This window comes from Kitasatospora indigofera, from assembly GCF_014655955.1.
Classification (GTDB): Bacteria; Actinomycetota; Actinomycetes; order Streptomycetales; family Streptomycetaceae; genus Kitasatospora; species Kitasatospora indigofera.
Map to the genome: position 1 here is coordinate 64184 of NZ_BNBO01000019.1, position 22566 is coordinate 86749.

General features: G+C 75.0%; 15 protein-coding genes. 8 read left to right on the top strand and 7 right to left on the bottom strand.

The window, feature by feature from the left end:
* Positions 1-310 precede the first annotated feature (310 nt).
* From IE329_RS18200 to IE329_RS18210, 3 genes are all read left to right on the top strand, one after another.
* Positions 311-1468 (top strand): FAD-dependent oxidoreductase, encoded by a 1158-nt coding sequence (locus IE329_RS18200; RefSeq protein WP_190211958.1) that lies wholly within the window; start codon positions 311-313, stop codon positions 1466-1468.
* A 350-nt stretch (positions 1469-1818) separates the two neighbouring features.
* On the top strand, positions 1819-2787 hold the full coding sequence (locus IE329_RS18205; RefSeq protein ID WP_190211959.1) for an esterase/lipase family protein: 969 nt from the start codon (positions 1819-1821) through the stop codon (positions 2785-2787).
* A gap of 169 nt (positions 2788-2956) precedes the next feature.
* Entirely contained in the window at positions 2957-5947 is a 2991-nt protein-coding gene (locus IE329_RS18210; protein WP_190211960.1) for a penicillin acylase family protein, read from the top strand.
* An 83-nt stretch (positions 5948-6030) separates the two neighbouring features.
* Here the strand turns inward: IE329_RS18210 and IE329_RS18215 are convergent, their stop codons facing one another.
* Both IE329_RS18215 and IE329_RS18220 read right to left on the bottom strand, forming a co-directional pair.
* Positions 6031-7986, bottom strand: coding sequence for an AMP-dependent synthetase/ligase (locus IE329_RS18215; RefSeq protein WP_190211961.1), 1956 nt, complete (start codon positions 7984-7986; stop codon positions 6031-6033).
* A 107-nt stretch (positions 7987-8093) separates the two neighbouring features.
* On the bottom strand, positions 8094-9437 hold the full coding sequence (locus tag IE329_RS18220) for an acetyl-CoA C-acetyltransferase (RefSeq protein WP_190211962.1): 1344 nt from the start codon (positions 9435-9437) through the stop codon (positions 8094-8096).
* Between the two features lie 156 nt (positions 9438-9593).
* Between IE329_RS18220 and IE329_RS18225 the strand changes: the two genes are divergently transcribed.
* Positions 9594-10949: a 3-oxoacyl-ACP reductase gene (locus IE329_RS18225; RefSeq protein WP_190211963.1), complete on the top strand. Its 1356-nt coding sequence runs from the start codon at positions 9594-9596 to the stop codon at positions 10947-10949.
* Positions 10950-11123: 174 nt separating this feature from the next.
* Positions 11124-11984, top strand: coding sequence for a MaoC family dehydratase (locus IE329_RS18230; RefSeq protein WP_190211964.1), 861 nt, complete (start codon positions 11124-11126; stop codon positions 11982-11984).
* A gap of 62 nt (positions 11985-12046) precedes the next feature.
* Here IE329_RS18230 and IE329_RS18235 read toward each other — a convergent pair whose 3' ends face one another.
* Positions 12047-12748: a TetR/AcrR family transcriptional regulator gene (locus IE329_RS18235; protein WP_190211965.1), complete on the bottom strand. Its 702-nt coding sequence runs from the start codon at positions 12746-12748 to the stop codon at positions 12047-12049.
* 89 nt (positions 12749-12837) lie between these two features.
* Here IE329_RS18235 and IE329_RS18240 point away from each other — a divergent pair, with 89 nt between their 5' ends.
* From IE329_RS18240 to IE329_RS18250, 3 genes are all read left to right on the top strand, one after another.
* Positions 12838-13305, top strand: coding sequence for an SCP2 sterol-binding domain-containing protein (locus tag IE329_RS18240; protein ID WP_190211966.1), 468 nt, complete (start codon positions 12838-12840; stop codon positions 13303-13305).
* Between the two features lie 121 nt (positions 13306-13426).
* Entirely contained in the window at positions 13427-14638 is a 1212-nt protein-coding gene (locus IE329_RS18245; RefSeq protein ID WP_190211967.1) for an acyl-CoA dehydrogenase family protein, read from the top strand.
* Positions 14639-14986: 348 nt separating this feature from the next.
* A complete protein-coding gene (locus IE329_RS18250; protein ID WP_190212008.1) occupies positions 14987-16654 on the top strand; it encodes an alpha/beta hydrolase in 1668 nt (555 codons plus the stop codon).
* A 37-nt stretch (positions 16655-16691) separates the two neighbouring features.
* On the opposite strand, the gene IE329_RS18255 is transcribed toward IE329_RS18250, so the two are convergent.
* The 4 genes from IE329_RS18255 to IE329_RS18270 all read right to left on the bottom strand — a co-directional run bounded on the left by IE329_RS18255 (position 16692) and on the right by IE329_RS18270 (position 22446).
* Positions 16692-17582 (bottom strand): hypothetical protein, encoded by an 891-nt coding sequence (locus IE329_RS18255; RefSeq protein WP_190211968.1) that lies wholly within the window; start codon positions 17580-17582, stop codon positions 16692-16694.
* Between the two features lie 110 nt (positions 17583-17692).
* Positions 17693-18430, bottom strand: a complete 738-nt coding sequence (locus IE329_RS18260) for a CPBP family intramembrane glutamic endopeptidase (RefSeq protein ID WP_229927551.1) — start codon at positions 18428-18430, stop codon at positions 17693-17695.
* A 221-nt stretch (positions 18431-18651) separates the two neighbouring features.
* Positions 18652-19905 carry an MFS transporter gene (locus IE329_RS18265; protein ID WP_373311224.1) on the bottom strand — a complete coding sequence of 418 codons (1254 nt, stop codon included), beginning with the start codon at positions 19903-19905 and terminating at the stop codon, positions 18652-18654.
* Positions 19906-20115: 210 nt separating this feature from the next.
* Positions 20116-22446: a family 2 encapsulin nanocompartment cargo protein terpene cyclase gene (locus IE329_RS18270; RefSeq protein ID WP_268257293.1), complete on the bottom strand. Its 2331-nt coding sequence runs from the start codon at positions 22444-22446 to the stop codon at positions 20116-20118.
* Between the last annotated feature and the right edge of the window lie 120 nt (positions 22447-22566).

The following is a 22566-nucleotide window of genomic DNA, read 5'->3' on the forward strand; positions in this document are numbered from 1 at the left end:
CGTTCCCGTCGCCGGACCACCGCAGGGCCGGCCCGGTGCCGAGCCCCTACCCCGCCGCGCCCTGACGGCCCGGCCGGCGCAGTCCCCTCTGCGGTCCCTTCCGCAGTCCCCGTCCACAGGACCGGCGTCCGTCGCCGGGCCCCTACCTCGTCGCGCCCTGGCGCGTCCGGCACCCCCTCGCCCTGGCGTTCCGAACGCCGCCGCCGGCCGAAGCAAGAGCAGCAGCCGACGCGCCCGGGCCCCGAAGACCCCGAAGACCCCGAAGACCCCGCAGGCCCCGAAGACCCCGCAGACCCAAGGAGAGACCACCATGACCACCATCACCCACCACCCCGTCCTCATCGTCGGCGCCGGCCTCGGCGGCCTCACCCTGGCCCGGGTCCTGCACGTCCACGGCATCGAGGCCGCGGTCTTCGACCTGGACGCCTCGCCGGCCGCCCGGGCCCAGGGCGGCATGCTCGACATCCACGAGGAGTCCGGCCAGGCCGCGCTGGCCGCCGCCGGTCTGCTGGAGGAGTTCCGCCCGTTGGTCCACCTCGGCGGGCAGGCCGTGCGGGTCCTCGACCGGCACGCCGTCGTCCACCTCGACGAGGAGGACGAGGGTGACGGGGACCGCCCCGAGGTCGAGCGCGGACACCTTCGCGACCTGCTGCTGGACTCCCTTCCGGCGGGCACCGTCCGCTGGGGTGCCAAGGTCACCGGGGCCCGCGCGGTCGGCGGCGGCCGCCACGAGGTGACCTTCGCCGACGGCACCGTCCTCAGCACCGACCTGCTGGTCGGCGCCGACGGGGCGTGGTCCCGGATCCGCCCGCTGGTCTCCGACGCGCTCCCGCTGTACACCGGGGTGTCCTTCGTCGAGGTGGAGCTGCGCGAAGCCGACCGGCGCCACCCGGAGAGCGCCGCCCTGCTGGGCGGCGGCATGTTCTTCGCCCTGGGCGAGGACCGCGGCTTCCTCGCCCACCGGGAGCCCGACGGCAGCCTGCACGTCTACACGGCGTTCAGGGCGGCGGAGGACTGGCTCTCCGGCGTGGACTTCACCGACCCGGACACCCGGGTCGCGAAGGCGGCCGTGCTGGAGCACTTCACCGGCTGGGACGAGCGGCTGCGCGCGCTGGTCGCCGACGCCGACGGCCCGCTGGTCGCCCGTCCGGTGCACGCGCTGCCGGTCGGCCACAGCTGGGAGCGCACCCCCGGCGTCACACTGCTCGGCGACGCGGCCCATGTGATGTCCCCCTTCGCGGGTGAGGGCGCCAACATGGCCATGCTCGACGGGGCCGAACTGGGCCTGGCCCTCGCCGCGCACCCGGGTGACACCGAGGCGGGCCTCGCCGCGTACGAGAAGGCCCTCCTCCCGCGGGCCACCGCCGCCGCGGCCGCGTCGGCCGAGGGCCTGGCGCTCTGCTTCCGCCAGGACGCGCCGCAGGGGCTGCTCGACATGTTCGCCGGCGGCCCCGGCCAGGCCGGCTGACCGGCGGGACGCCCGCGCTCAGGGGTGGATCGGGCGCACGGTGGCGGTGGCGGTGCGGGCCGGTGCGGGCCGGTGCGGGCCGGGTCGGGCCGGGCCGGTGGCCGGGCGGGAGGATGCGGTGTTGGCGCCGGCGGGGTAGGTGGCGCCGGCGGGGGAGCGGGGTGGGCGGGTTCGGGCCGCCGGCGTCCGTTGTGACCAAGGGCACACGGTTCGGTGCTGGCAGGTCCTCGACATCAGGCGTGTGAGAAGTCTGGCCAAGGTTCTGACTCCTCGGTAACTTACCCGTGCGTAGGCGGAGTTCGCCGCCTCGGAGTGCATGCATGCCTCGACCCCCCACCCGAAGGACAGTCATGCCTGGAACCCCTCACCCCGTGCTGCCCGGAACCAGATCCGATACCCGTACCGGTACCGGTGTCCGCCGTCGGATCGCCACCGCACTCGCCGGCCTCGGCCTGCTCGCGGCCACCGTGATCGCCGCCGCCCCCGCCCAGGCCGGCACCGCCCAGGCCGCCGCCACCGACCCCGTCGCGGCCGCCAAGGCCCTGGCCGCCCCGCTGGTGCCGGGCGCCAACAACTGGTCCTGCCGGCCGAGCGCGGCCCACCCCCGGCCGGTGGTGCTGGTGCACGGGACCTTCGCCAACGGCTCCGTCAACTGGCTGCCCATCGCCCCCACCCTTGCCGCCGAGGGCTACTGCGTCTTCGCGTTGACCTACGGCGAGCAGCCCGGGATCCCGATCCTGCGCGCGATCGCCCCGGTGCCCGACTCGGCCCGCCAGCTCGCCACCTTCGTCGACGGCGTGCTGGCCGCGACCGGCGCGGCCAAGGCCGACCTGGTCGGGCACAGCCAGGGCGGCGGCCTGACGCCGCGCTACTACCTGAAGTTCGAGGGCGGCGCGGCCAAGGTGCACACCCTGGTGGGCCTCGCCCCCAGCAACCACGGGACGACCCTGCTCGGCCTCGCCACCCTCGCGCAGTCCATCCCCGGCGCGATGGACATCGTCGGCTCCGCCTGCCCCGCCTGCGCGGACCAGGTGGTCGGCTCGGACGTCCTCACCCGGCTCAACGCCGGTGGCGACACCGTCCCGGGCGTCTCGTACACCGTCATCTACACCCGCTACGACGAGGTGGTGACCCCGTACCGGACCCAGGCCCTGAGCGGTCCGGACGTGCACAACGTGCTGGTGCAGGACCTCTGCCCGGCCAACAGCCCGGACCACGTGCTGATGGCCTTCGACCCGGTGGTGCGGCACGAGATCCGGCACGCGCTCGACTCGGCCCACGTCGGTGAGGCCGACTGCTGGGCGAACCTCACCGGCTGAACCCGCCCGGGGCCGCAGCCCGGCCCCGGCACCCGTTGCCCCGTCCGGGGCCCCGAGGCCCCCACCTCGGACGGCCCCGCCCGGTGGCCCCCGCCCCCGCCCCGCGCGGGCGGGGGCCTTCGGCCGGTCCACCGGCCGCCGTCCTGAATCCCGCCTTGAGGAGCTGGGAATGCACCTGAGGACACCGCACCTGAGCACACCGCCCCTGAGGAAGTACCGCCCGCAGGTCCCGCACCCGCACGTCCCGCACCCCTACACCCCGCACCCGGACACGCCGCACCCGGACACGCCGGGCCGAGCGGTACCCCGTACCGCCGCCGCCCCAACCGCTGACGCCCGTACCGCCGCCAGCAGCGCGGCCGCCGTCCGCCCCGGGCCGCGCCGCCCGCGTCGTCGGGCCGCCGCCGTCCTGGCCGTCGCCGCCACCGTCCTCGCGCTCGCCGCCCCGACCCCCTCGGCCGGTGCCCCCGCCGCCGCGACCGACCTCTGCGGCGGCCGGTGCCTCGACATCCTGCCGCCCGGCGAGAACGGCAACGCGACCCTCGCGGACATCCTCGGCAACCGCGCCTTCGGCACCCGCCCGGCCCACACCGACGACCAGCTCGCTCCTTACGCCGCCCTCGCCCAGGCCTACCCCACGCTCACCGCGGCGCAGTTGAGCGGCTTCTTCAACGACGCCTCGTTCGGCGTGCCGGCGGGTCAGGTGGCGGGCAGCATCAGCCCCCGGCCGGACGTCACCATCGTCCGGGACAAGGCCACCGGCGTCCCGCACATCACCGGTACCACCCGCTACGGCACCGAGTACGGCGCCGGCTACGCGGCCGCCCAGGACCGCCTCTGGGTGATGGACCTGTTCCGTCACGTCGGCCGCGGCCAGCTCTCCGGCTTCGCCGGCGGAGCCGCCGCCAACCGGCAGCTGGAGCAGAGCTTCTGGCAGGCCGCGCCCTACACCGAGGCCGAACTCCAGCAGCAGGTGGACAGCACCTTCGGCACCGGTCCGCGCGCCCGGCAGGCCCTCGCCGACGCCCAGGCCTACCTGGACGGCATCAACACCTACATCGACAAGGTCTACCGCGAGCGGACCTTCCCCGGTGAGTACGACCTGACCGGCCACATCGACTGGTTCACCAACGCGGGCGGGATCGACCACTTCCAGCTGACCGACCTGGTGGCCCTGGCCTCCGTGGTCGGCGCGCTGTTCGGCTCCGGCGGCGGCGGTGAACTCGCCTCCGCGCAGGTGAAGTCGGCCGCCGGGGCGAAGTACGGGCCGGCCGCCGGCGACGCGCTCTGGACCTCGCTGCGCGAGCCCGACGACCCCGAGGCGGTCCGGACCCTGCACGACGGGCAGAGCTTCCCGTACGCGCAGCCCCCCGCGGACCCGCGGGGCACCGCACTGCCCGACCCCGGTTCGGTCGTTCCCGAGCCGATGGTCCAGGACGCCACCGGCACCGGCACCTCCGCCGCTCCGACCGCCGCCGCCGGCGTGCTGCCGGGCAACCTGCTGACCGCGAAGCACGGCATGTCCAACGCCCTGGTGGTGTCCGGGAAGTACACCGACGACGGCCACCCGGTGGCCGTGTTCGGTCCGCAGACCGGCTACTTCGCTCCGCAGCTCCTGATGCTGGAGGAGCTCCAGGGCCCCGGCATCAGCGCCCGCGGCGCGGCCTTCGCCGGGCTCAGCTTCTACGTCGAACTCGGCCGCGGCCAGGACTACGCCTGGAGCGCCACCTCCGCCGGCCAGGACATCACCGACACGTACGCCGTTCCGCTCTGCACCACCGACGGGACGCCCGTGACCCTCGCCGCCAACTCCTACCTGTGGCACGGCACCTGCACTCCGATGGAGCGACTGGAGCGGAAGAACAGCTGGGCGCCGACCACCGCCGACAGCACCGCCGCGGGCTCGTACACACTGGTGATGAACCGGACCGCGTACGGGCTGGTCTCGGCCCGGGGGACGGTCGGCGGACAGCCCGTCGCCTTCACCTCGCTGCGTTCCACCTACCGCCACGAGGCCGACTCGATCGTCGGCTTCCAGATGCTCAACGACCCGGCCGCGGTGCATGATCCGGCGAGCTTCCAGCAGGCCGCGCAGAACATCAACTACACCTTCAACTGGTTCTACGCGGACTCCGCCCACACCGCGTACTACAACTCCGGCAGCAACCCCGTGCGCGCCGACGGGGTCGACCCCGGCCTGCCGGTGCTCGCCCAACCCGCCTACGAATGGCAGGACTTCGACCCGGTGGCGAACACCGCCCGGTACATCCCGGCCGACCGGCACCCGCAGTCCGTCGACCAGGACTACTACATCTCCTGGAACAACAAGCAGGCCGACGGCGTGGGCCCGGCCGGTTTCGGCAACGGCTCCGTGCACCGGGGGGACCTGCTGGACGACCGGGTGAAGACGCTGGTCACGGGTGGGACGAAGGTCGGCCGGGCCGCGCTGGTGCAGGCGATGGAGAGCGCGGCGCTGACGGACCTGCGGGCCGAGGACGTGCTGCCCGACCTGCTGCGGGTGATCCGCGGCGCGCCGGTCACCGACCCGGCGCAGGCCGCCGCGGTGCAGAAGCTGGCGGCCTGGCAGGCCGCGGGCGGGTTGCGGCGGGAGACCTCGGCCGGCAGCCACGTGTACGCCGACGCCGAGGCGATCCGGATCCTGGACGCCTGGTGGCCGCTGCTGGCCGAGGCCGAGTTCCGTCCGGGCATGGGGGACCCGCTGTTCGCGGCACTGACCGGCGCCCTCCAGATCAACGAGTCGCCCTCCGGCGGCCAGAGCGGCCCGCTCGGCGGCGGCCCGGTCTCCGCCAACGAGTCGGTGCCGCACAAGGGTTCCGCCTTCCAGTACGGCTGGTGGAGCTACGTGGACAAGGACCTGCGGTCCGTCCTCGGCGGGCCGGTGGCCGGCCCGCTGGCCCGGCCGTTCTGCGGCGGCGGCGATCCGGCCGCGTGCCGGCGGGTCCTGCTGGACAGTCTCCAGCAGGCCGCCGGCCGGACCGCCGCCCAGGTCTACCCGGGCGACGCCGACTGCGCGGCCGGTGACCAGTGGTGTGCCGACACCATCGTCCAGCGTCCGCTGGGCGGGGTGACCGACGCCAGGAGCACCTGGCAGAACCGGCCCACGTACCAGCAGGTGGTGCAGTTCCAGAGCCACCGCTGACGGTGTGCGGGCCCGGCCCGCGCCCGCTCCCCGCCGGTACGGGGAGGACGCGCGGGCCGGGCCCGGGGCAGTCGCGCCGGTGATCAGCCGTAGAGCAGCGCGACGTCCTCCCGGTACGCGGCCAGCACCGCCTCGCGCCTGACCTTCAGCGAGGGCGTGAGCAGGCCGCGCTCCTCGGTGAAGTCGCCCGCCACGATCCGTACCCGGCGGATGGACTCGGCCCGGGAGACCGTGCTGTTGACCTCGGCCACCGCGCGTTCGACCGCGGCCAGCACCGCCGGGTGGAGCGGGACGGCGCTGCTCAGCCGCCCGTTCGGCCGCCCGTCCGTGGTGGCCGGTGCCGTGCGGCGGGCGTCGGAGGGCAGGTGCGCGAGCTGCTGCCCGACCGCCTCGGTGTCCAGCGTGACCAGGGCACCGATGTAGGCACGGCCGTCGCCGACCACCAGGCACTGGCCGATCAGGGGGTGGGCGCGCAGCCGGTCCTCCATCGGCGCCGGGCTGACGTTCTTGCCGCCGCTGGTCACCAGGATCTCCTTCTTGCGGCCGGTGACGGTGAGGTAGCCGTCCTCGTCCAGCCGTCCGAGGTCGCCGGTAGCGAACCAATCCTCCGCCGGGGCGCGCCGCCCGCCGGGCCCCCGGTAGCCGGCGAACACCTGGCCGCCGCTGAGCAGCACCTCGCCGTCCGGTGCGATCCGCACGGCGGAGCCGGGCACCGGCTGCCCGACCGTACCGGGCCGGGGCCCCAGCGGCGGGTTCACCGTGGAGGGGCCGGTGGTCTCGGTGAGGCCGTAGCCCTCGTAGACCAGGACGCCCGCGCCCGCGAAGAACAGCAGCAGCTCCGGGGCCAGCGAGGAGCCGCCGCTGATCGCGTACCGGACCCGGCCGCCCAGCGCGGCCCGCACCTTGCGGTAGACCAGCAGGTCGTACATCCGGTGCGCGGCGCGCTCGCGCAGCGGCGGGCGCGGGCCCTCGCCGGCGAGCGCGGCCAGCTCCGCCCGGCCGTACCGGACGGCGGCCCGGACGGCGTTGTCGTACACCCGGCCCGCGCGCCGCCGCTCGGCCTCGACCCGCCCGAGCTGGTGGATCTTCTCGAACAGGTACGGCACCCCGACCAGGAAGGTCGCGCCGAACCCGGCCAGGTCGGGCCGCAGTTCGGCCGGCTTCAGCGAGGGACTGTGGCCGAACCGGATCCGGGCGTGCACGCAGGCGACCTGGGTCATCCGGCCCAGCACGTGGGCCAGCGGCAGGAAGAGAAGGGTGGCGGCCGGCTCGTCGGAGACCGCCTCGAAGACCGGATGCAGCAGCGCGTGGCAGTTCGCCGCCTCGTCCAGGAAGTTGCCGTGGGTGAGCGGGCAGCCCTTGGGCCGGCCGGTGGTCCCGGAGGTGTAGATCACGGTCGCCTCGGTGGCCGGGGTCTGCAAGGCCCGGCGGTGCGCCAGTTCGCCGTCCGGGACGCTCGCGCCCCGGACGGCCAGGTCCGCCACCGCGCCCTGGTCCAGCCGCCACAGCACCGGTTCGGCCGTACCGGTGGCCCGCATCGCCGCCTGCGCCTCGGCGATCGCTGCGGCACAGGCCGCGTCCTCGGCCACGACGGCGACCGCGCCGGAGTCGCGCAGGATCCACTCGGCCTGCCCGGCGGCGGCGGTCGGGTAGACCGGCACCACCGCCGCGCCGCAGGCCCAGGCGGCGAAGTCCAGCAGGGTCCACTCGTAGCAGGTCCGGGCCATCAGGGCGATCCGGTCGCCGGGGGCGATGCCGGCGGCGATCAGGCCCTTGGCGGTGGCGCTCACCTCGGTGGCGAAGGCGGCGGCGGTGACGTCCGCCCACTCGCCGGCGGCTGTCCGGCGGGAGACGACCACCGCGTCCGGCGCCTCGGCGGCGTTGCGGTAGGGCAGTTCGGAGAGGCTGCCCCGACGGCTCGGCGGGACGAGGTGCGGACGGCGGGCCTCGACCACCACCGGGCCTTCGCGGGTGACCTCCACGACGGCGGCCGCGCGCAGGCGGTCGGTGCGACGGGCACGGGTGAGGGGGATTCCCATGGATGCCTCCGGTGCTGGCTCGGGTGGGGGCGTGAAGGTTGCCCGGGAGGGCCGGGCCGGGTCCTGGCTCTCGCGGCGGGGCGGGGCCGGGCGGGGCGGGCGGGGGTTCAGGCCTCCAGCAGCGCCGCGATGCCCTGGCCGCCGGCCGCGCAGACGGAGATCAGCCCGCGCACCGGCCGGCCGCGAACCCCGCCGTCCGCCCGGAGTTCGTGCAGGAGCTTGGCCAGCGTCGCGGTGATCCGCCCGCCGGTGGCCGCGAACGGGTGTCCGGCGGCCAGCGAGGACCCGGTGACGTTGAGGCGCGCCCGGTCCAGCGGCCCCAGCGCGTCCGGCAGGCCGAGCCGCTCCGCGCAGAAGGTCTCGTCCTCCCAGGCCTTCAGGGTGGCCAGCACCTGTGAGGCGAAGGCCTCGTGGATCTCGTAGCGGTCGAGGTCGGCGAAGGTGAGCCCGTTGCGGGCCAGCAGCCGGGGTACCGCGAAGACCGGGGCGGTCAGCAGTCCGTCCCGGCCGGTGACGAAGTCGACGGCGGCCACCTCGGTGTCCACCAGGTAGGCCGTCGGGGTGAGGCCGCGGGCGGCGGCCCAGTCCTCGGAGGCGAGCAGGACGACCGAGGCGCCGTCGCTCAGCGGGGTGGAGTTGCCCGCCGTCATGGTGGCGCCGACGGGCGCGCCCGGACGGGTCCCGAAGGGGTCCCGCAGGCCCTCGCCGAACACCGGCTTCAGCCGGGCGAGCCGCTCGACCGTGGTGTCGGGGCGCAGGTTCTGGTCGCGGGTGAGCCCCCGGTAGGGCGTGATCAGGTCGTCGAAGAACCCGCGCTCGTACGCGGCGTGCAGCCGCCGGTGGCCGGCGGCCGCGAGTTCGTCCTGTTCGGCGCGGCCGATGCCCCACTCCAGCGCCGTCACCGCGGCGTGCTCACCCATCGAGAGGCCGGTCCGGGGTTCGGAGTTGGCCGGGATGTCGGGGCGTAGCTGGCCCGGGCGCAGCCCGGCGAGCAGGCCGCCGGCGCGCCGCGCGGCCGAGGGTGCGTGCCGCACCTTGAGCAGCAGCCGGCGCAGGTCGTCGTTCAGCCCGATCGGGGCGTCGCTGACGGTGTCCACGCCGCCGGCCACGGCGCACTCGCTCTGCCCGAGAGCGATCTTGGCGGCGGTCAGTGCCACCGTCTCCAGCCCGGTGCCGCAGGCCTGCTGGAGGTCGTAGGCGGGAGTCCGGGGGTCGAGCCGGCTGCCGAGGACGACCTCGCGGGCGAGGTTGAAGTCCCGGGCGTGCTTGAGCACCGCGCCGGCCGCGAACTCCCCGAGCCGGACGCCGGCCAGGTCGTACCGCTCGACCAGGCCGTCCAGGGCGGCGCCGAGCATCTCCTGGTTGGAGGCCCGGGCGTAGGGGCCGCCGGCCCGGGCGAAGGGGATGCGGTTGCCCCCGATGATCGCTACGCGGCGTACGGTCCGGGCCATCGGTGTTCCTCCTGCGGGTGCGGGTGCGGGTGCGGGTGCGGGTGCGGGGGTGTGGGGGCGGGGGACAGGGCTGGGCCGGGCCGGGGCTGGCGCCCGACCGGCCCCAGGGTATTTACTCTCCGGTAAACTTACTAGAGAGTAAGGAGTGTTGACTTCATGGCCGACGTTCTGCGGAGGTTCACCTCCGGCGGCCCCGGCCGGGCCCTGCTGCGGCGCCTGGGCGTGCAGGTCCCGGTCGCGCTGCCGCGCCACGAACCCGGCCGGCCGGAGTTCACGGGCCCGGTCCTGCTCGGCGGCACGGGCTCCGGGCGGCTGGGCCCGGTGCTGGCCGGCATCCTCCAGAGGGCGGGTGTCCCGGTGCTTCGGACGGGCGACCCGGGCGACGGGTCCGGCGCGGCGGCTCTCGTCTTCGACGCCACCGGGCTCGCCGGATCCGCCGGACTGGCCCAACTGTACGAATTCGCACACCCACTGGTGCGCCAACTGCCGCTGGGCGGCCGGGTGGTGATCGTCGGCGACGTGCCCGGGGCGGCCGGCTCGGCAGCGGCGGCCGTGGCGGCGCAGGCGCTGGAGGGGTTCACCCGCTCGCTCGGCAAGGAACTGGGCCGGGGCAGCACCTGCCAGTTGCTCAGGGCGGCCCCCGGTGCGACGGAGACCCTGGAGGCACCGCTGCGCTTCCTGCTCTCGCGCCGCTCGGCGTACGTCTCCGGACAGGTCGTCCGGGTCGGTCCGCCGGTGGGGGCCTTCCCGCCGCCCGCGGGAGCGCCGCAGGCCGGGCGGGTGGTCGCCGTCACCGGTGCGGCGCGCGGCATCGGCGCGGAGGTCGCGGGCCTGCTCGCACGCGACGGCGCGCATCTGATCTGCCTGGATCTCCCCTCCCGACGTGAGGAGTTGGAGCGTACGGCGGCCCGGATCGGTGGAACCGCGCTGGCCGTCGACGTGACCGGCGCCGACGCCCCCGAGGTGATCGCGGCGCACCTGCGGGAGCGGCACGCCGGGGTGGACGTCTTCGTCCACAACGCCGGCGTCACCCGGGACCGGACGCTGGCCCGGATGAGCCGGGCCGAATGGGACACCGTCCTGGACGTCAACCTCGGCGCGGTCGAACGGATCACCGCCGCCCTTCTCGCCGACGGCCCGGGCGGCCCGGTCCTGCGCGACGGCGGGGCGCTGGTCTGCACCTCCTCGATCGGCGGCATCGCGGGCAACCGGGGCCAGACCAACTACGGTGCGGCCAAAGCCGGGTTGATCGGGCTGGTCCGCGCCCTGGCCCCGGCGTCGGCCGGGCGCGGCGTACGCGTGAACGCGGTCGCCCCCGGGTTCATCGAGACCGACATGACCGCCCGGATGCCGCTGTTGGTCCGGGAGGCCGGCCGCCGGATGAACAGCCTCGGCCAGGCCGGCCTGCCGGTGGACGTCGCCGAGGCGGTCCGCTGGCTCGCCGACCCGGCCAACGCGGGAGTCACCGGCCAGGTGCTCCGGGTCTGCGGCCAGTCACTGATCGGGGCCTGAGCGGCGATGCCGGGCCCACTCGGCAAGGAGGGCACGATGTCAGCAGCAGACAGGTCCGAGGCTCGCAGTCCCGGGGCCGGCAAAGCTGAGGCCGGCAAGCCCGAGGCCGGCAAAGCTGAGGCCGCCGGTCCCGGGGCCGGCTACGCGTCCCGGCGCCCGGCGCGTCCGCCGGGCGTGCTGCGGTCCTACCTGCGGGCGGCCCGCCGCGGGCGCGGTCCGTCCCGTCCGGAGGGCCCGTCCGGGACGCTGCCGGCGGTCGAGCTGGTGCTGCCCGGACTGACCGTCGACCGCCGGCGGCTGGCCCGCTACGTCCGGCTGTGCGGGGGCGAGCCGGGGGAGTTCCTGCCGCCGGCCTACCCCCATCTGCTGGCCTTCCCGGCCGCGTTGGCGCTGATGACCGCACCCGGTTTCCCGCTGCCGGCCCTCGGCCTGGTGCACACCGCCAACACCCTCACCCGCCTCCGGCCGATCCGGGCGGACGAGCGCCTCACCGTCCGGGTGCGGACCGCGGACCTGCGCCCGCACCCGCGCGGGACGGCCTTCGACGTGCTCGCCGAGGTGTCCGGCGACACCGACGGCGACCTGCTCTGGCACTCCGCCGGCACCTACCTGCGACGGCACCCGGCCGAGCCGGACCGTCCGGGGGCCGCCACCCCGCCGCCCGGGCCCGGGGGCATCGCCCCGCCGTTCGCCGAGGAGGCCCGGTGGCAGCTGGCGGCGGGGGCCGGACGGCGCTACGCCTCGGTCAGCGGTGACCGCAACCCGATCCACCTGCACCCGTGGACGGCACGGCCGTTCGGCTTCCGCCGGGCCGTGGCGCACGGGATGTGGACCAAGGCCCGGGTGCTCGAAGCGCTCGGTCCGGAGCTGCCGGCGGCGGTGCGGGTCGAGGTGGCCTTCCGGGCGCCGGTGCCGCTGCCCTCGGAGGTCCGGCTGGCCCTGGACCGGGCGCCGGACGGCCGGAGCACCGCCTTCACGCTGACCGGGGCGGCGGACGGCCGGACGCACCTGCGGGGCCGGGCGGACGCGCTCTGAGCCGGCCCGGCCCGGTGGCCCGGCGGTGGGGTCCGGCCGTGCGGTGGCGGACCGCGCGGTGACTACGGGCGGGGAGCGGCGGGGCCGTCGGTCCCGGCCGGCCCGTCGGGGGCGTGGTAGCCCTCGCCCTTCGCCCGCCGCTCCAGGCCGATCCACATCATGTTCATCAACCGGCGTGCGGTGGCCTCCGGTTGCTCGCCGGGGACGGCGAGCGCCCACTCGGCCAGCGCGTCCGCGGCGCCGACCAGGGCGTGCGCGACGGCGGCGGACTCCCGGCGCAGCGCGGCGTAGTTGCTCCCGTCGCCGCCGCGGGCGGGCGACTCCATCGACTGGCGGACCAGTTCGGTGACGGTGTCGATGATCTCCGAGCGGGACCTGGCGACCTGGGCCGCCAGGGAGTCGCTCTGGCTGCGGGCCTGCTGGTAGAGCACCACCCAGCTGGCCCGGTGCTCGGCCACGTAGGAGAAGAAGGCGGTCAGCCCGTGCCAGAGCCGGTCCGCCGGGTCGTCGTCCCGGTTCAGGGCCGCCGAGCCGATGGCGTTGACCAGGCGGTCGGCCTCCCGCGCGATGCACGCGCTGAAGATCTCCTCCTTGGACCCCAGGTACAGGTACAGCAGCGGCTTGGAGACCTGGGCGCGCTCGGCCACCTCGTCCATCGAGGCGGCGTGGAAGCCGTGCCGGGAGAAGACCTGCACGGCGGCGTCGAGCATCTGCTGTTCGCGCACCTTGCGGGGCAGCCGCTTGCGGCCGGGTTGGGGATCCATCTTGCAAGGGTATCCAACGGCGTCCTAAACTTACCACTCAGTAAACTTACTCTTGAGTAAGAACGTACTGACGAGCTGAGGAGCCCCGGATGACCTCCCTGGACGACCTGGACGTGGACGCCCTCGACTTCGGCGGCATCTCGCCGCAGGAGTTCGCCCGCCTGGTGAAGGACACCCCCCGCGCCGCGCTGGCCGCAGTGGTGGCCGGTCCGGCCCGGGAGCGGATCCTGGACGAGGTCTTCGGCCGGATGGAGACCCGCTTCAGGCCCGAGAGCGCGGCCCGCCTGCGGGCCCTGGTCCGCTGGCACGTCGTGGACGCCGGGCACCCGGACGCGACGTACGAGACCGAGATCGCCGACGGCCGCTGCACGCTCACCCGGGGCGACAGCGGCCGGGACCCGAGGCTCGTCCTCACCCTGACCGCCGCCGAGTTCCTGCGGCTGGTCTCGGGCAACGCCTCCGGCGTCACGCTGTTCATGAGCCGCAAGCTCAAGGTGGCCGGCGACCTGGGACTCGCCTCCGGCCTCACCCGGTACTTCGACATCCCCAAGGCCTGAGCCACGTCCGAGGCCTGAGCCACGCCCGCGCTGAGCGAAACCCGAGGCCTGAACCGGGGCCGTCCCCCCGCCCGGCCCTCGCGCCCCTCGACCCCGTCCGTCCCGCGCCCCGGAGGGCCAGATGAGCTTCAACCTCGACCTGACCGACGACCAGACCGAACTGCGCGACTGGGTGCACGGCTTCGCCGCCGACGTGGTCCGCCCGGCCGCCGCCGAGTGGGACGAGCGGGAGGAGACCCCGTGGCCCGTCATCCGTGAGGCGGCCAGGATCGGCCTGTACGGCTTCGAGTCGCTGGCCGAGATGTGGGCCGACCCGACCGGGCTCTCGCTGGTCCTCGCCAACGAGGAACTGTTCTGGGGCGACGCGGGCATCGGGATGTCCGTCTTCGGCACCACCCTCGCGGTGGCCGGGATCTTCGCCGGCGGCACCCCCGAGCAGGTCGTCGAGTGGATCCCGCAGTGCTTCGGCGACGAGGCCGACCCGAAGGTCGCGGCCTTCTGCGTCTCCGAGCCCGAGGCCGGCTCGGACGTGGCCTCGATGCGGACCGGGGCGCGCTACGACGAGGCGGCCGGCGAATGGGTGATCAGCGGCCAGAAGGCCTGGATCACCAACGGCGGGATCGCCGGGGTGCACGTGGTGGTGGCCTCGGTGGACCCGTCGCTCGGCGCACGCGGCCAGGCGGCGTTCATCGTTCCGCCGGGCACCGGGGGCCTGGTCGCCGGCCCCAAGATCAAGAAGCTGGGCCTGCGCGCCTCGCACACCACCGACGTCTTCCTGGACGAGGTCCGGGTCCCCGGGCACTGCGTGCTCGGCGGCAAGGAGAAGCTCGACGAGCGCCTCGCCCGGGTGCGCGAGGGCGGCGCGGGCCGCGGGCAGGCGGCGATGGCCACCTTCGAGCTGAGCCGCCCCACGGTGGGCGCGCAGGCACTCGGCATCGCCCGGGCCGCGTACGAGTACGCCCTCGAATACGCCGGGCAGCGCGTGCAGTTCGGCCGCCCGGTGCTGCAGAACCAGGCCGTCGCCTTCGCCCTCGCGGATCTGCGGACGGACATCGACTGTGCGCGGCTGCTGATCTGGCGGGCCGCCTGGATGGGCCGCAACGACCGGGCCTTCACCGCCGGCGAGGGCTCGATGTCCAAGCTGAAGGCCGGCGAGGTGGCGGTGGCGGCCACCGAGAAGGCCGTCCAGGTCCTCGGCGGCGCGGGCTACAGCCGCGCCCACCCGGTGGAGCGCTGGTACCGGGACAGCAAGATCTACACCATCTTCGAGGGCACCAGCGAGATCCAGCGACTGGTGATCTCCCGGGCCATTTCGGGCCTGCCGATCCGTTAGGGGTGCTTCGCCGGCCGGGGGACGCGGCGCGGGCCGGCGCGGGCGTCCTGCTGCGGCTCGCCCGCGCCGGCGAGTTCCTGGCCGCTCCGAAACGACGCCAGGACGGTTCGGGGACGGTGACGAATCCGACACGGGGGAGTCCGGAGGCGGATGAAGCGGGCCTTCCGCGTCGGTCGGCCGAAAATGGGGCGATCACTCCCGAAGCAGGACGGGGCCGCCGTGGTGCGGGGCCGGGCCGAAGCCGTTCGGGAGGCGCGGACCCGGCCCGGTGGCCGGGCCCGGTGGACGTCCGGGTGCGGGCGCGGCAGCCGGGTCGGCGGAGCGGACGAGGGAGCTGGCGTGGGAGCGATGTCGCGGTTCGGCGAACGGCTCAGGGAGCACGCCGGTGACCGCCCGGTCCTGCGGCGGTGGCCCAGTTGGGGCGCCGCCGCCGGGGCTGTGCTGTTCTACTGCCTGTCGCTCACGCCGTCCATGCTGCCCCGCTCGTGGTGGCTGCAGGGCGTGGAGGCCGGGGTGACCGCCGCGATCGGGTACGGCTTCGGCGCGTTGCTCGGGGCGCTCGCGCAACGGCTCGGGGCCCGGCCCGGGCCGCAGGTGCGCCGGGTGGCCCGGGCGGTGCTGGCAGTCCTGGGCAGCGTCCTGGTGATCGCGGTGACGGCGCGGAGCGTGCGCTGGCAGGGGGACGTCCGTCGGGCGGTCACGCTGCCCCCGGAGATCTCCTGGTGGCGGTGGTCACTGGTGCCGGTGGTGGCGCTGCTGGTGCTGGCGCTGGTCGTGCCGGTGGCCCGGCTGCTCCGGCTCGCCACCCGGATCGTCGTGCACGCCCTGGGCCGGGTGGTGCCGCGGGCGGTGGCGGCGGGCGCCGGGGTGGTCGTGGTGGCGGTGCTGGTGGTCGGTTTCGTGCAGGGGTTCCTGCTGGCCGGGGTGCTGAACGTGGTCGAGAGCGCGGCCTCGCTGACCGACGAGGGGACGACGCCCGGCATCGTCCAGCCGCAGCTGCCGACCCTGTCCGGCAGCCCGGCCTCGCTGGAGTCCTGGCAGAGCCTCGGGTCCAAGGGCCGGGACTTCGTCGGCACCGCGGCCACCAAGGCCGAGCTGACCGCCTTCGCCGGCCACGAGGCCGTGGACCCCGTCCGCGTCTACGTCGGCCTGCGGGCCGCCGACACGCTGCGCGGGCGGGCGGACCTGGCCGTCGCCGAACTGGAGCGCACCGGCGGGTTCGGCCGCAAGGTGCTCGCCGTGATGGCCACCACCGGCAGCGGATGGATCAACAAGCAGGCCAGCGGACCGCTGGAGTACCTGTACGCCGGGGACAGCGCGATGGTGGCGATCCAGTACTCCTATCTGCCGAGCTGGGTCTCCGTCCTGACCGAGGACGAGGCCGTCGACGCCGGGCGGGCGCTGTTCGACGCCGTGCACGCCAAGTGGGCCACGCTTCCCGCCGGGACCCGCCCGCGCCTGGTGGTGTTCGGCGAGAGCCTGGGATCCTTCGCCACCGAGAAGGCCTTCGACGGGCGGCTGGACCGGCTGGCGACGGAGACCGACGGTGCCCTGCTGGTCGGTCCGACGTACGACAACCCGCTGTGGAAGACGGTCACCGCCGACCGCGAGCCGGGCAGCCCGGTCTGGCGGCCGGTCTTCGAGGACGGCCGTTCGGTGCGCTTCGCCCAGGTGCCGGCCGACCTGGACGTCCCGGCCCGGCCCTGGGACGGGACCAGGATCGTCTACCTGCAGAACGGCTCCGACCCGATCGTCTGGTGGAGCCCCGCGATGCTGCTCAGCCGGCCGGAATGGCTGGAGGACCCGCGCGCCAAGGACGTCTCCCCGGCGATGCGCTGGTACCCGGTGGTCACCTTCTGGCAGGTGGTCTGCGACCTGATGGGGGCCAACAACGTGCCGCCCAACTTCGGGCACCGCTACGGGACGCTGCCCACCGACGCCTGGGCGGCGATCGCCGCGCCGCCGGGCTGGACGGCCGCCGACACCGCGCGGCTGGCGGCGCTGATGGGCTCCTGAGCCCGGCAGGCCCCGCTCCCGGCAGGCCCCGGCCGGCTCAGCCGGCCCGGCCGGGCGGCGTGTCCTTGCCGAGGTCGACGTCGCGGTGGACGTCCGGTGCGCCGCGCGGCGGGGGCGGCGTCGCGGGCGCGGCCTGCGGCTGCGCGGCCGGTGGGGGCGTGTACGGGGGTGCGTGCGGCGGCGGAGTGTGCGGCGGCGGTGCGTACGGCGGGTGCGGGGCGGGCCCCGCCGGGCCGGTGCTCAGCCCGGCGGCGGGGCGGAACGGGCGCCCGGCCTGCGCGCAGCGCTGCTCGAAGCCCGGCGGGAGCCAGCCGCCGGTCAGCAGCCGGGGGTGCGCGGGGAAGGACGTCAGCGCGGCGCAGACGAACATCAGCGAGGCCCACGGCGTCTGCAGCTGGACGGTGGTGTACCCGCCCCCGTAGATGTCGTGGAACCCGGCCTCGAACAGGTCCGGACCGGCCAGCTCCACCGACTCCAGGCCGTCCCAGGACAGGTGCAGGGGGCATTGCGGGTGGCCGAAGAACACGTGCCGGTCGGTGACCGTGATCTCGCCCGTCCCGTCCAGCAGCCAGCGCGGCCGGGCGGCCAGCTCGGCGTTGCGGCGCCGGTTGGCGTTGCCGATCGCCGAGGCGGCCAGCGCGCCGATCACGAAGGCCGGCCCGCCGATCGCGAAGGTCGAGTTGTGCTGGTAGCTGCCGTCGCCGAGCGGCCGCCAGCTCAGCCGGTGCGCCGGGCCCACCGCGAGTGCCCGTTCGCCCGGCTCCAGCCGGGCCCGGGTGGCGACCAGCGGCCGCTGGTCGAGCCGGTCCGCGCGGAGGTCCGCGAGGATCTCGCAGCTGTGCCAGAGGTACTCGTCCAGCACGGACCAGGCCGGTGCCTGCGGCAGCGGCGCCCCGCCGCCGTAGGCCGGTCCATGGGTGTGGTTCATGTACTGCTTCCCCCCGGGAGCATGTGTCGTGCGCAGGTCCTCGGCCGCGTGCGGCGCCCGCCCAATCTAGCGCTTCGGTACGGGCCCCCGAGGCCTGTGCGGACGGTCCGTCAGGTGAGCACGCGCAGCGCGTACCCGGTCACGATGCCCAGCGCGTTGGTGGCCCAGTGCAGGCCGGCCGGGGCGAGCAGGCTGCCGCTGCGCCGCCGCAGCTCGCAGAAGAGGACGCCGGCCAGGCCGGTGAACAGGACGGTGCCGATCTCCACGACCACCACGCCGAGCACCGAGTCCCCGAACAGCGGTTCGAGGGCGGGCTTGTCGTCGGAGAGGTGCAGCGAGGGCAGGATGTGCCAGAGCCCGAAGAGGAGGGAGGAGCCGATGGTGGCGACCTTGACGTCCCACTCCTTGCGGAGCAGGCCGTAGAGCACGCCCCGGAAGGCGACCTCCTCCAGCAGGACGGTGCCCAGCGGGATCCGGACCAGTACCTGGAAGGCGACGGTGGCGCCGCTGTCGCCCTCGGTACGGCGGTCGGTGAACAGCTCCCGGGTCGGCGGCAGCAGGGCCGCCACCAGGTAGACCGCCGCCACCAGGCCGATCAGGACGCCGGCCCAGCGGGCGCCGCGGCCCCAGCCGGCGCGGTCCAGGCCGGCGTCGGCCCAGCTGCCGCCGGCCAGGCGCAGCACGCCGAGCAGCAGGGCGGCCGTCAGCGGGGCGGTGATCAGGTAGGCCCCGGGGGCGAGCCGGTTGTTGAGGATGTTGACCAGCACCAGGACCAGGACGGTGACGGCCACGCCGGTCCGTACGCCGATCACGCCGCCGGTGCCCGGTCCGCTGCTCTCTCGCTGCACTGTCGCCTCCTCACGGCTCGCTCCCCATCCTCGGGGCTGCGGGCCGGGACCGCCCGGGGGCGTGCCGGGGAGCGGGCCAGGAGGTGCCGGCGGAGCCGGCCGTGGGACGGAGCCGGGCGGCGCCGGCGCTGGGACGGAGCCGGGCGGGGCCGGCCGGGCGGTGCGGCACCCGGCCGGCCCCGCCCCGGCCCGTCCTCCCGGAGGCTCCGGGGTACGGGCGCTCAGGACCGAGGGGCCGCCGGTCGGACGGCGGGCAGCGCGGCGGTCCGCCGGCGGCGCAGGCGCAGGGCGGCGGCCACCAGCGCGGTGACCGCGCCGAGCAGGCCGACCGCTGCCGCCAGGCTGCCCGCGGCGGGGGCCAGTCCGAGCAGGACCAGCGGGCAGACGAACTCGCCGAGGAAGAACGCGGCGTTCCAGAGCCCGGTGCCGCGCCCGCGGTCGGCGAAGTCGAGCAGGGCCGTCGCGCGGGTGAGCAGGGTCGGCAGCAGCATGCCGCCGCCCAGGCAGTTCAGGACGGCGCCGGCCACCAGCACCGGCATGCTGCCGGCGAGCCACATCACGCCGAAGCCGGCCGCGCAGAGCGCGAGCACGGCGGGCAGCAGCCGTTCGGCGTGGTCGGCGAGGCGGGTGAAGGTGAACGCGCCGATCACGGTGGCCACGCTGGCGGTGGCGGTGGCCAGGCCGATGGTGCTGGACTCGGTGATGCCCAGGTCGTCCAGCAGGTTGGAGGTCATCACGGGCACGGTGTAGAAGACGACGGCGCCGAAGAAGGTGAGCGCGCAGGGGCCGGCCATCCGCCGCCAGGGGAAGGGGCGGGGGGTGTCCTGCGACGAGGGCCCGGCGGTGGGCCGCGCGGCGCCGTGCGGGGTGGTCAGCACGGTGGCCATCAGCGGCGCCAGCAGCAGGCTCACCGCGTACGCCCAGAAGGGGGCCCGCCAGCCGGCCTCGCCGATCGCGCCGCCGACGGCGAAGAAGGCGGTGGCGGACAGGGCGCTGCAGATGGTCTGCAGGGCGAGGTAGCGCTCGCGCTGCTTGCCGGACCAGTAGTCGCCGATCAGGGTGGTGCAGCAGGTCATGATGGCGGCCTCGACGATGCCGAGCAGGGCCCGGCTGGCCACGACGGCACCCAGCGAGTCGAGCCAGAGCGGCGCGGTGCCGATCGGGGCGTAGAGCAGGCTGGCGCCGATCAGCAGGCGCTTGCGGCCGAGCCGGTCGACCAGCAGGCCGGCGAAGGGGGCCAGCAGGCCGAGGGCCAGCGCGGGGATGGTGAGTGCGACCGGTACCAGCGCCTTCGCGCCGGCGGTGGAGGCGAAGTGGTCCTGCATCTTGGGCAGCAGCGGGGCGATCAGGACGGCCCCGAGGATGGGCAGGCAGCTGCCGGCCATCAGGACTACGGCCTGCAGGCGTGACGGGGCGGGGGGTCCGGGGGTGGGCGGGGCCGCCGGGTCGATGGTGGCGGTCGTGGGGGAGGGCACGGTGAGTCTCCGTCAATGGGCGGGTGTGCGGTAGAGGTGAGGTATACACATAACCGTCTCGTCGTACCAACGTGGTGTCAGGTAGTGAACATCCGAAGCACGTTCGACGGATCCTCCCGCACCGCTCCGCAGCGGGCGGAACGGCCGGCCGGGTGATCCGGCCGGCCGTTCCCGCTCTCGCCCCCTCCTGCCCCTCGGGCCGCCCGGTGGTCAGCCCGGCTGTCCCACCAGGGTGGCGATCCGGGCCGCCGCCGTGCCCAGTCCGGTCGGGCCGGTGAAGCTCACGCCGGACAGCTCCGGCAGGCCCTGGTGGCGCAACGCCTCCTCCTGGTACCGGAAGCAGCCGAAGTGCCAGTTGAGGATGCCGGCCAGCCAGTCCTGCAGCTCGCGGACGTAGCCGTCCAGGACCGCCCTGGCCTCCTTGGTCAGCTTGAAGTCGTCGTACAGCACCGGCAGTTCGTGCGCGACGACGTGCTGGAACTGCCGCATCCGGGAGTTCATCAGGTCGTCCACGATCGCGAGCGCGGTCGGGTAGTCGCAGTCGAAGAAGTTCTGCACGACGAGGACGCCGTTGTGCACCTCGCCCTCGTACTCGATCTCCTTCTGGTACGAGAACACGTCGTTGACCAGGCAGGCGTAGTCCGCGGCCGAGTTCTCCAGCGAGCGCAGCGGCCCGCTGCGGTAGATCTCCGGCGGTACCTGCCGCCCGTGCGCGAGCCGGCACAGACTCATCGTCAGGTCGGAGCCGAAGGTCTTGCGGCGCATCTCCAGGTAGTCCACCGGATCGGGGATCCGGTGCTGCGCCTGGTTGGCCAGCTCCCAGAGCCAGCTCTCGGTCATGTCCTCGACCGAGGTGCGGAACTGCTGCCGGGCCTCCGGCGTCATCGGCCCGGCGGTCCTGGTCCACAGGTCGGCCAGGCCGCGCTCCAGCGCGTTGGCGGGGGCCGGCGCGGCGGCGCCGTCCAGCGGCATGAACAGCGAGAGCCGGGCGTTGCAGGCCCTGGCGCCCAGCAGGTCGCGGGGGCGGCCGTAGACCACCGGGTAGTAGTCGTCCCCGTAGGTTCCCCAGGCCAACCAGGCCGAGGTCAGGTCCAGTTCGGCGAGGGTGGCGTACGGGTGGATGCCCGCCGAGCAGAGCGGGAGGTCGATGCCGGCGGCCCGCTCCTCGTCCCAGACGTGCGAGCCGGGGACGCCGGGCTGCGGCTGTAGCATGCCCGTCCGGCGGCACCAGTCGAGGGTGTTGCGCCGGGAGGCCTCCAGGTGCGGGCTCAGCCGCAGCCCGAACGGCATCCGGAAGTCCGGCAGCCGGGACGGCCCGACCGAGCGGTACGGCACGTGCGTGAAACTGCGGGCCCGGCCGGTGCCGGCCGTCGCGCCCAGGCGGCCGAGGTCCAGCGCGGACGTCCCGAGCGACCCCGCGCCGTACGGTGACCAGCCGGTGGGGGCCGTGCCGGTGCCGCCGCCGTTCATGTACCGGCTGGAGCGCATGTGCCACTCGTGGCCGCCCGACTGCCAGTCCTGGAGGCCCTTGACGTACGCCAGCACCCGCGCGCAGTCCTGCGGGTCGAGGCCGTGCTCGGCGAAGAGCGGGGCCAGCTCCGTCACGACGGTGTTCTCGAACTGGTGCAGGCGCGAGGTGAGCAGTTCGTTGACCGCGTCGGCGGCCTCCTGGGTGGTGCAGCCGAGGAAGGTCTCCAGGACCAGGACGCCGTTGCTGAGCTCGCCCTCCTCCTCGGTCTCCCGCTGGTAGGAGAACAGGTCGTTGCGCAGGTGGACGCCGTCCGAGAAGGTGTCCTTGAGGACCCGCAGCGGCCGGGAGGCGGCGACCACGGCCGGCACCTCGGCGCCCACCGCGTGCTCGACCAGGCCCGCCGACCAGGGCGCGCCGCCGACCTTGCGGCGCATCTCGATGTACTCGACCGGGTTGGGCGTGCGGCCGGCGTTGATGTTCGAGAGCTCCCAGAGCGACTCGTTCAGCAGGTGCTCGGTGCTCTCCGCGAACCGGGACCGCCAGTCGGCGGACATGCCGGGCACCGTCCTGGCCCAGAGGTCCGCGAGCCCGGCCTCGACCGGGTTGGTGGGGGCGGGCACCTCGGCGCCGAGGTCCAGCGGCATGAAGGCCGGCAGCCGGTCCAGATAGGCCTTGCCGCCCTCGCGGTCCTGGGAGCGCTTGAAGATCTCCAGGAAGTGGTCGTCGAAGAAGAAGACCCACACGTACCAGTCGGTCACCAGGGCGAGTTCCTCGGCCGGGGCGTCCGGGTGGGTGTAGGCGCAGAGCAGGGCGTAGTCGTGCGAGTCGAGGTCGTGCTCGTCCCAGATGCCGGAGCCCTCCACCATGCCCATCGAGCGGGCCCAGGCCTTGGTGTGGGTGCGGGCGTGCTCCAGGTGCGGGTTCAGCCGGGCGGGGTGGGGGAGGTAGAACTCCGGCAGCTGGAAGGGCTGCGCGGGTGCGGATCTCGCGGGTGCGGATTTCCCGGGGCCGGCCGGTGCGGTGTCGGCCTGGGCGGATCCGGCAGGTCCGGGAAACGGGGCGCCGGGCATCGGCAGGCCGGGAATCCCCGCGCTCGGGGTGGCGATGCCGGGAATCCCCGTACTCGGGGTGGCGATGCCGGGAATCGCCCCGCCCGCATACGTGGTGCCCGGAATCGCCGGGGCCGAGAG

What these genes read in the sequence shown, in the direction of transcription:
- IE329_RS18240 (WP_190211966.1), top strand. Translation starts at nt 12,838, where the DNA reads ATGACCTCCCTGGACGACCTGGACGTGGACGCCCTCGACTTCGGCGGC.
- IE329_RS18245 (WP_190211967.1), top strand. Translation starts at nt 13,427, where the DNA reads ATGAGCTTCAACCTCGACCTGACCGACGACCAGACCGAACTGCGCGAC.
- IE329_RS18220 (WP_190211962.1), bottom strand. Translation starts at nt 9,437, where the DNA reads ATGGCCCGGACCGTACGCCGCGTAGCGATCATCGGGGGCAACCGCATC.
- IE329_RS18225 (WP_190211963.1), top strand. Translation starts at nt 9,594, where the DNA reads ATGGCCGACGTTCTGCGGAGGTTCACCTCCGGCGGCCCCGGCCGGGCC.
- IE329_RS18250 (WP_190212008.1), top strand. Translation starts at nt 14,987, where the DNA reads ATGTCGCGGTTCGGCGAACGGCTCAGGGAGCACGCCGGTGACCGCCCG.
- IE329_RS18270 (WP_268257293.1), bottom strand. Translation starts at nt 22,446, where the DNA reads ATGCCCGGCGCCCCGTTTCCCGGACCTGCCGGATCCGCCCAGGCCGAC.
- IE329_RS18205 (WP_190211959.1), top strand. Translation starts at nt 1,819, where the DNA reads ATGCCTGGAACCCCTCACCCCGTGCTGCCCGGAACCAGATCCGATACC.
- IE329_RS18235 (WP_190211965.1), bottom strand. Translation starts at nt 12,748, where the DNA reads ATGGATCCCCAACCCGGCCGCAAGCGGCTGCCCCGCAAGGTGCGCGAA.
- IE329_RS18215 (WP_190211961.1), bottom strand. Translation starts at nt 7,986, where the DNA reads ATGGGAATCCCCCTCACCCGTGCCCGTCGCACCGACCGCCTGCGCGCG.
- IE329_RS18210 (WP_190211960.1), top strand. Translation starts at nt 2,957, where the DNA reads ATGCACCTGAGGACACCGCACCTGAGCACACCGCCCCTGAGGAAGTAC.
- IE329_RS18200 (WP_190211958.1), top strand. Translation starts at nt 311, where the DNA reads ATGACCACCATCACCCACCACCCCGTCCTCATCGTCGGCGCCGGCCTC.
- IE329_RS18255 (WP_190211968.1), bottom strand. Translation starts at nt 17,582, where the DNA reads ATGAACCACACCCATGGACCGGCCTACGGCGGCGGGGCGCCGCTGCCG.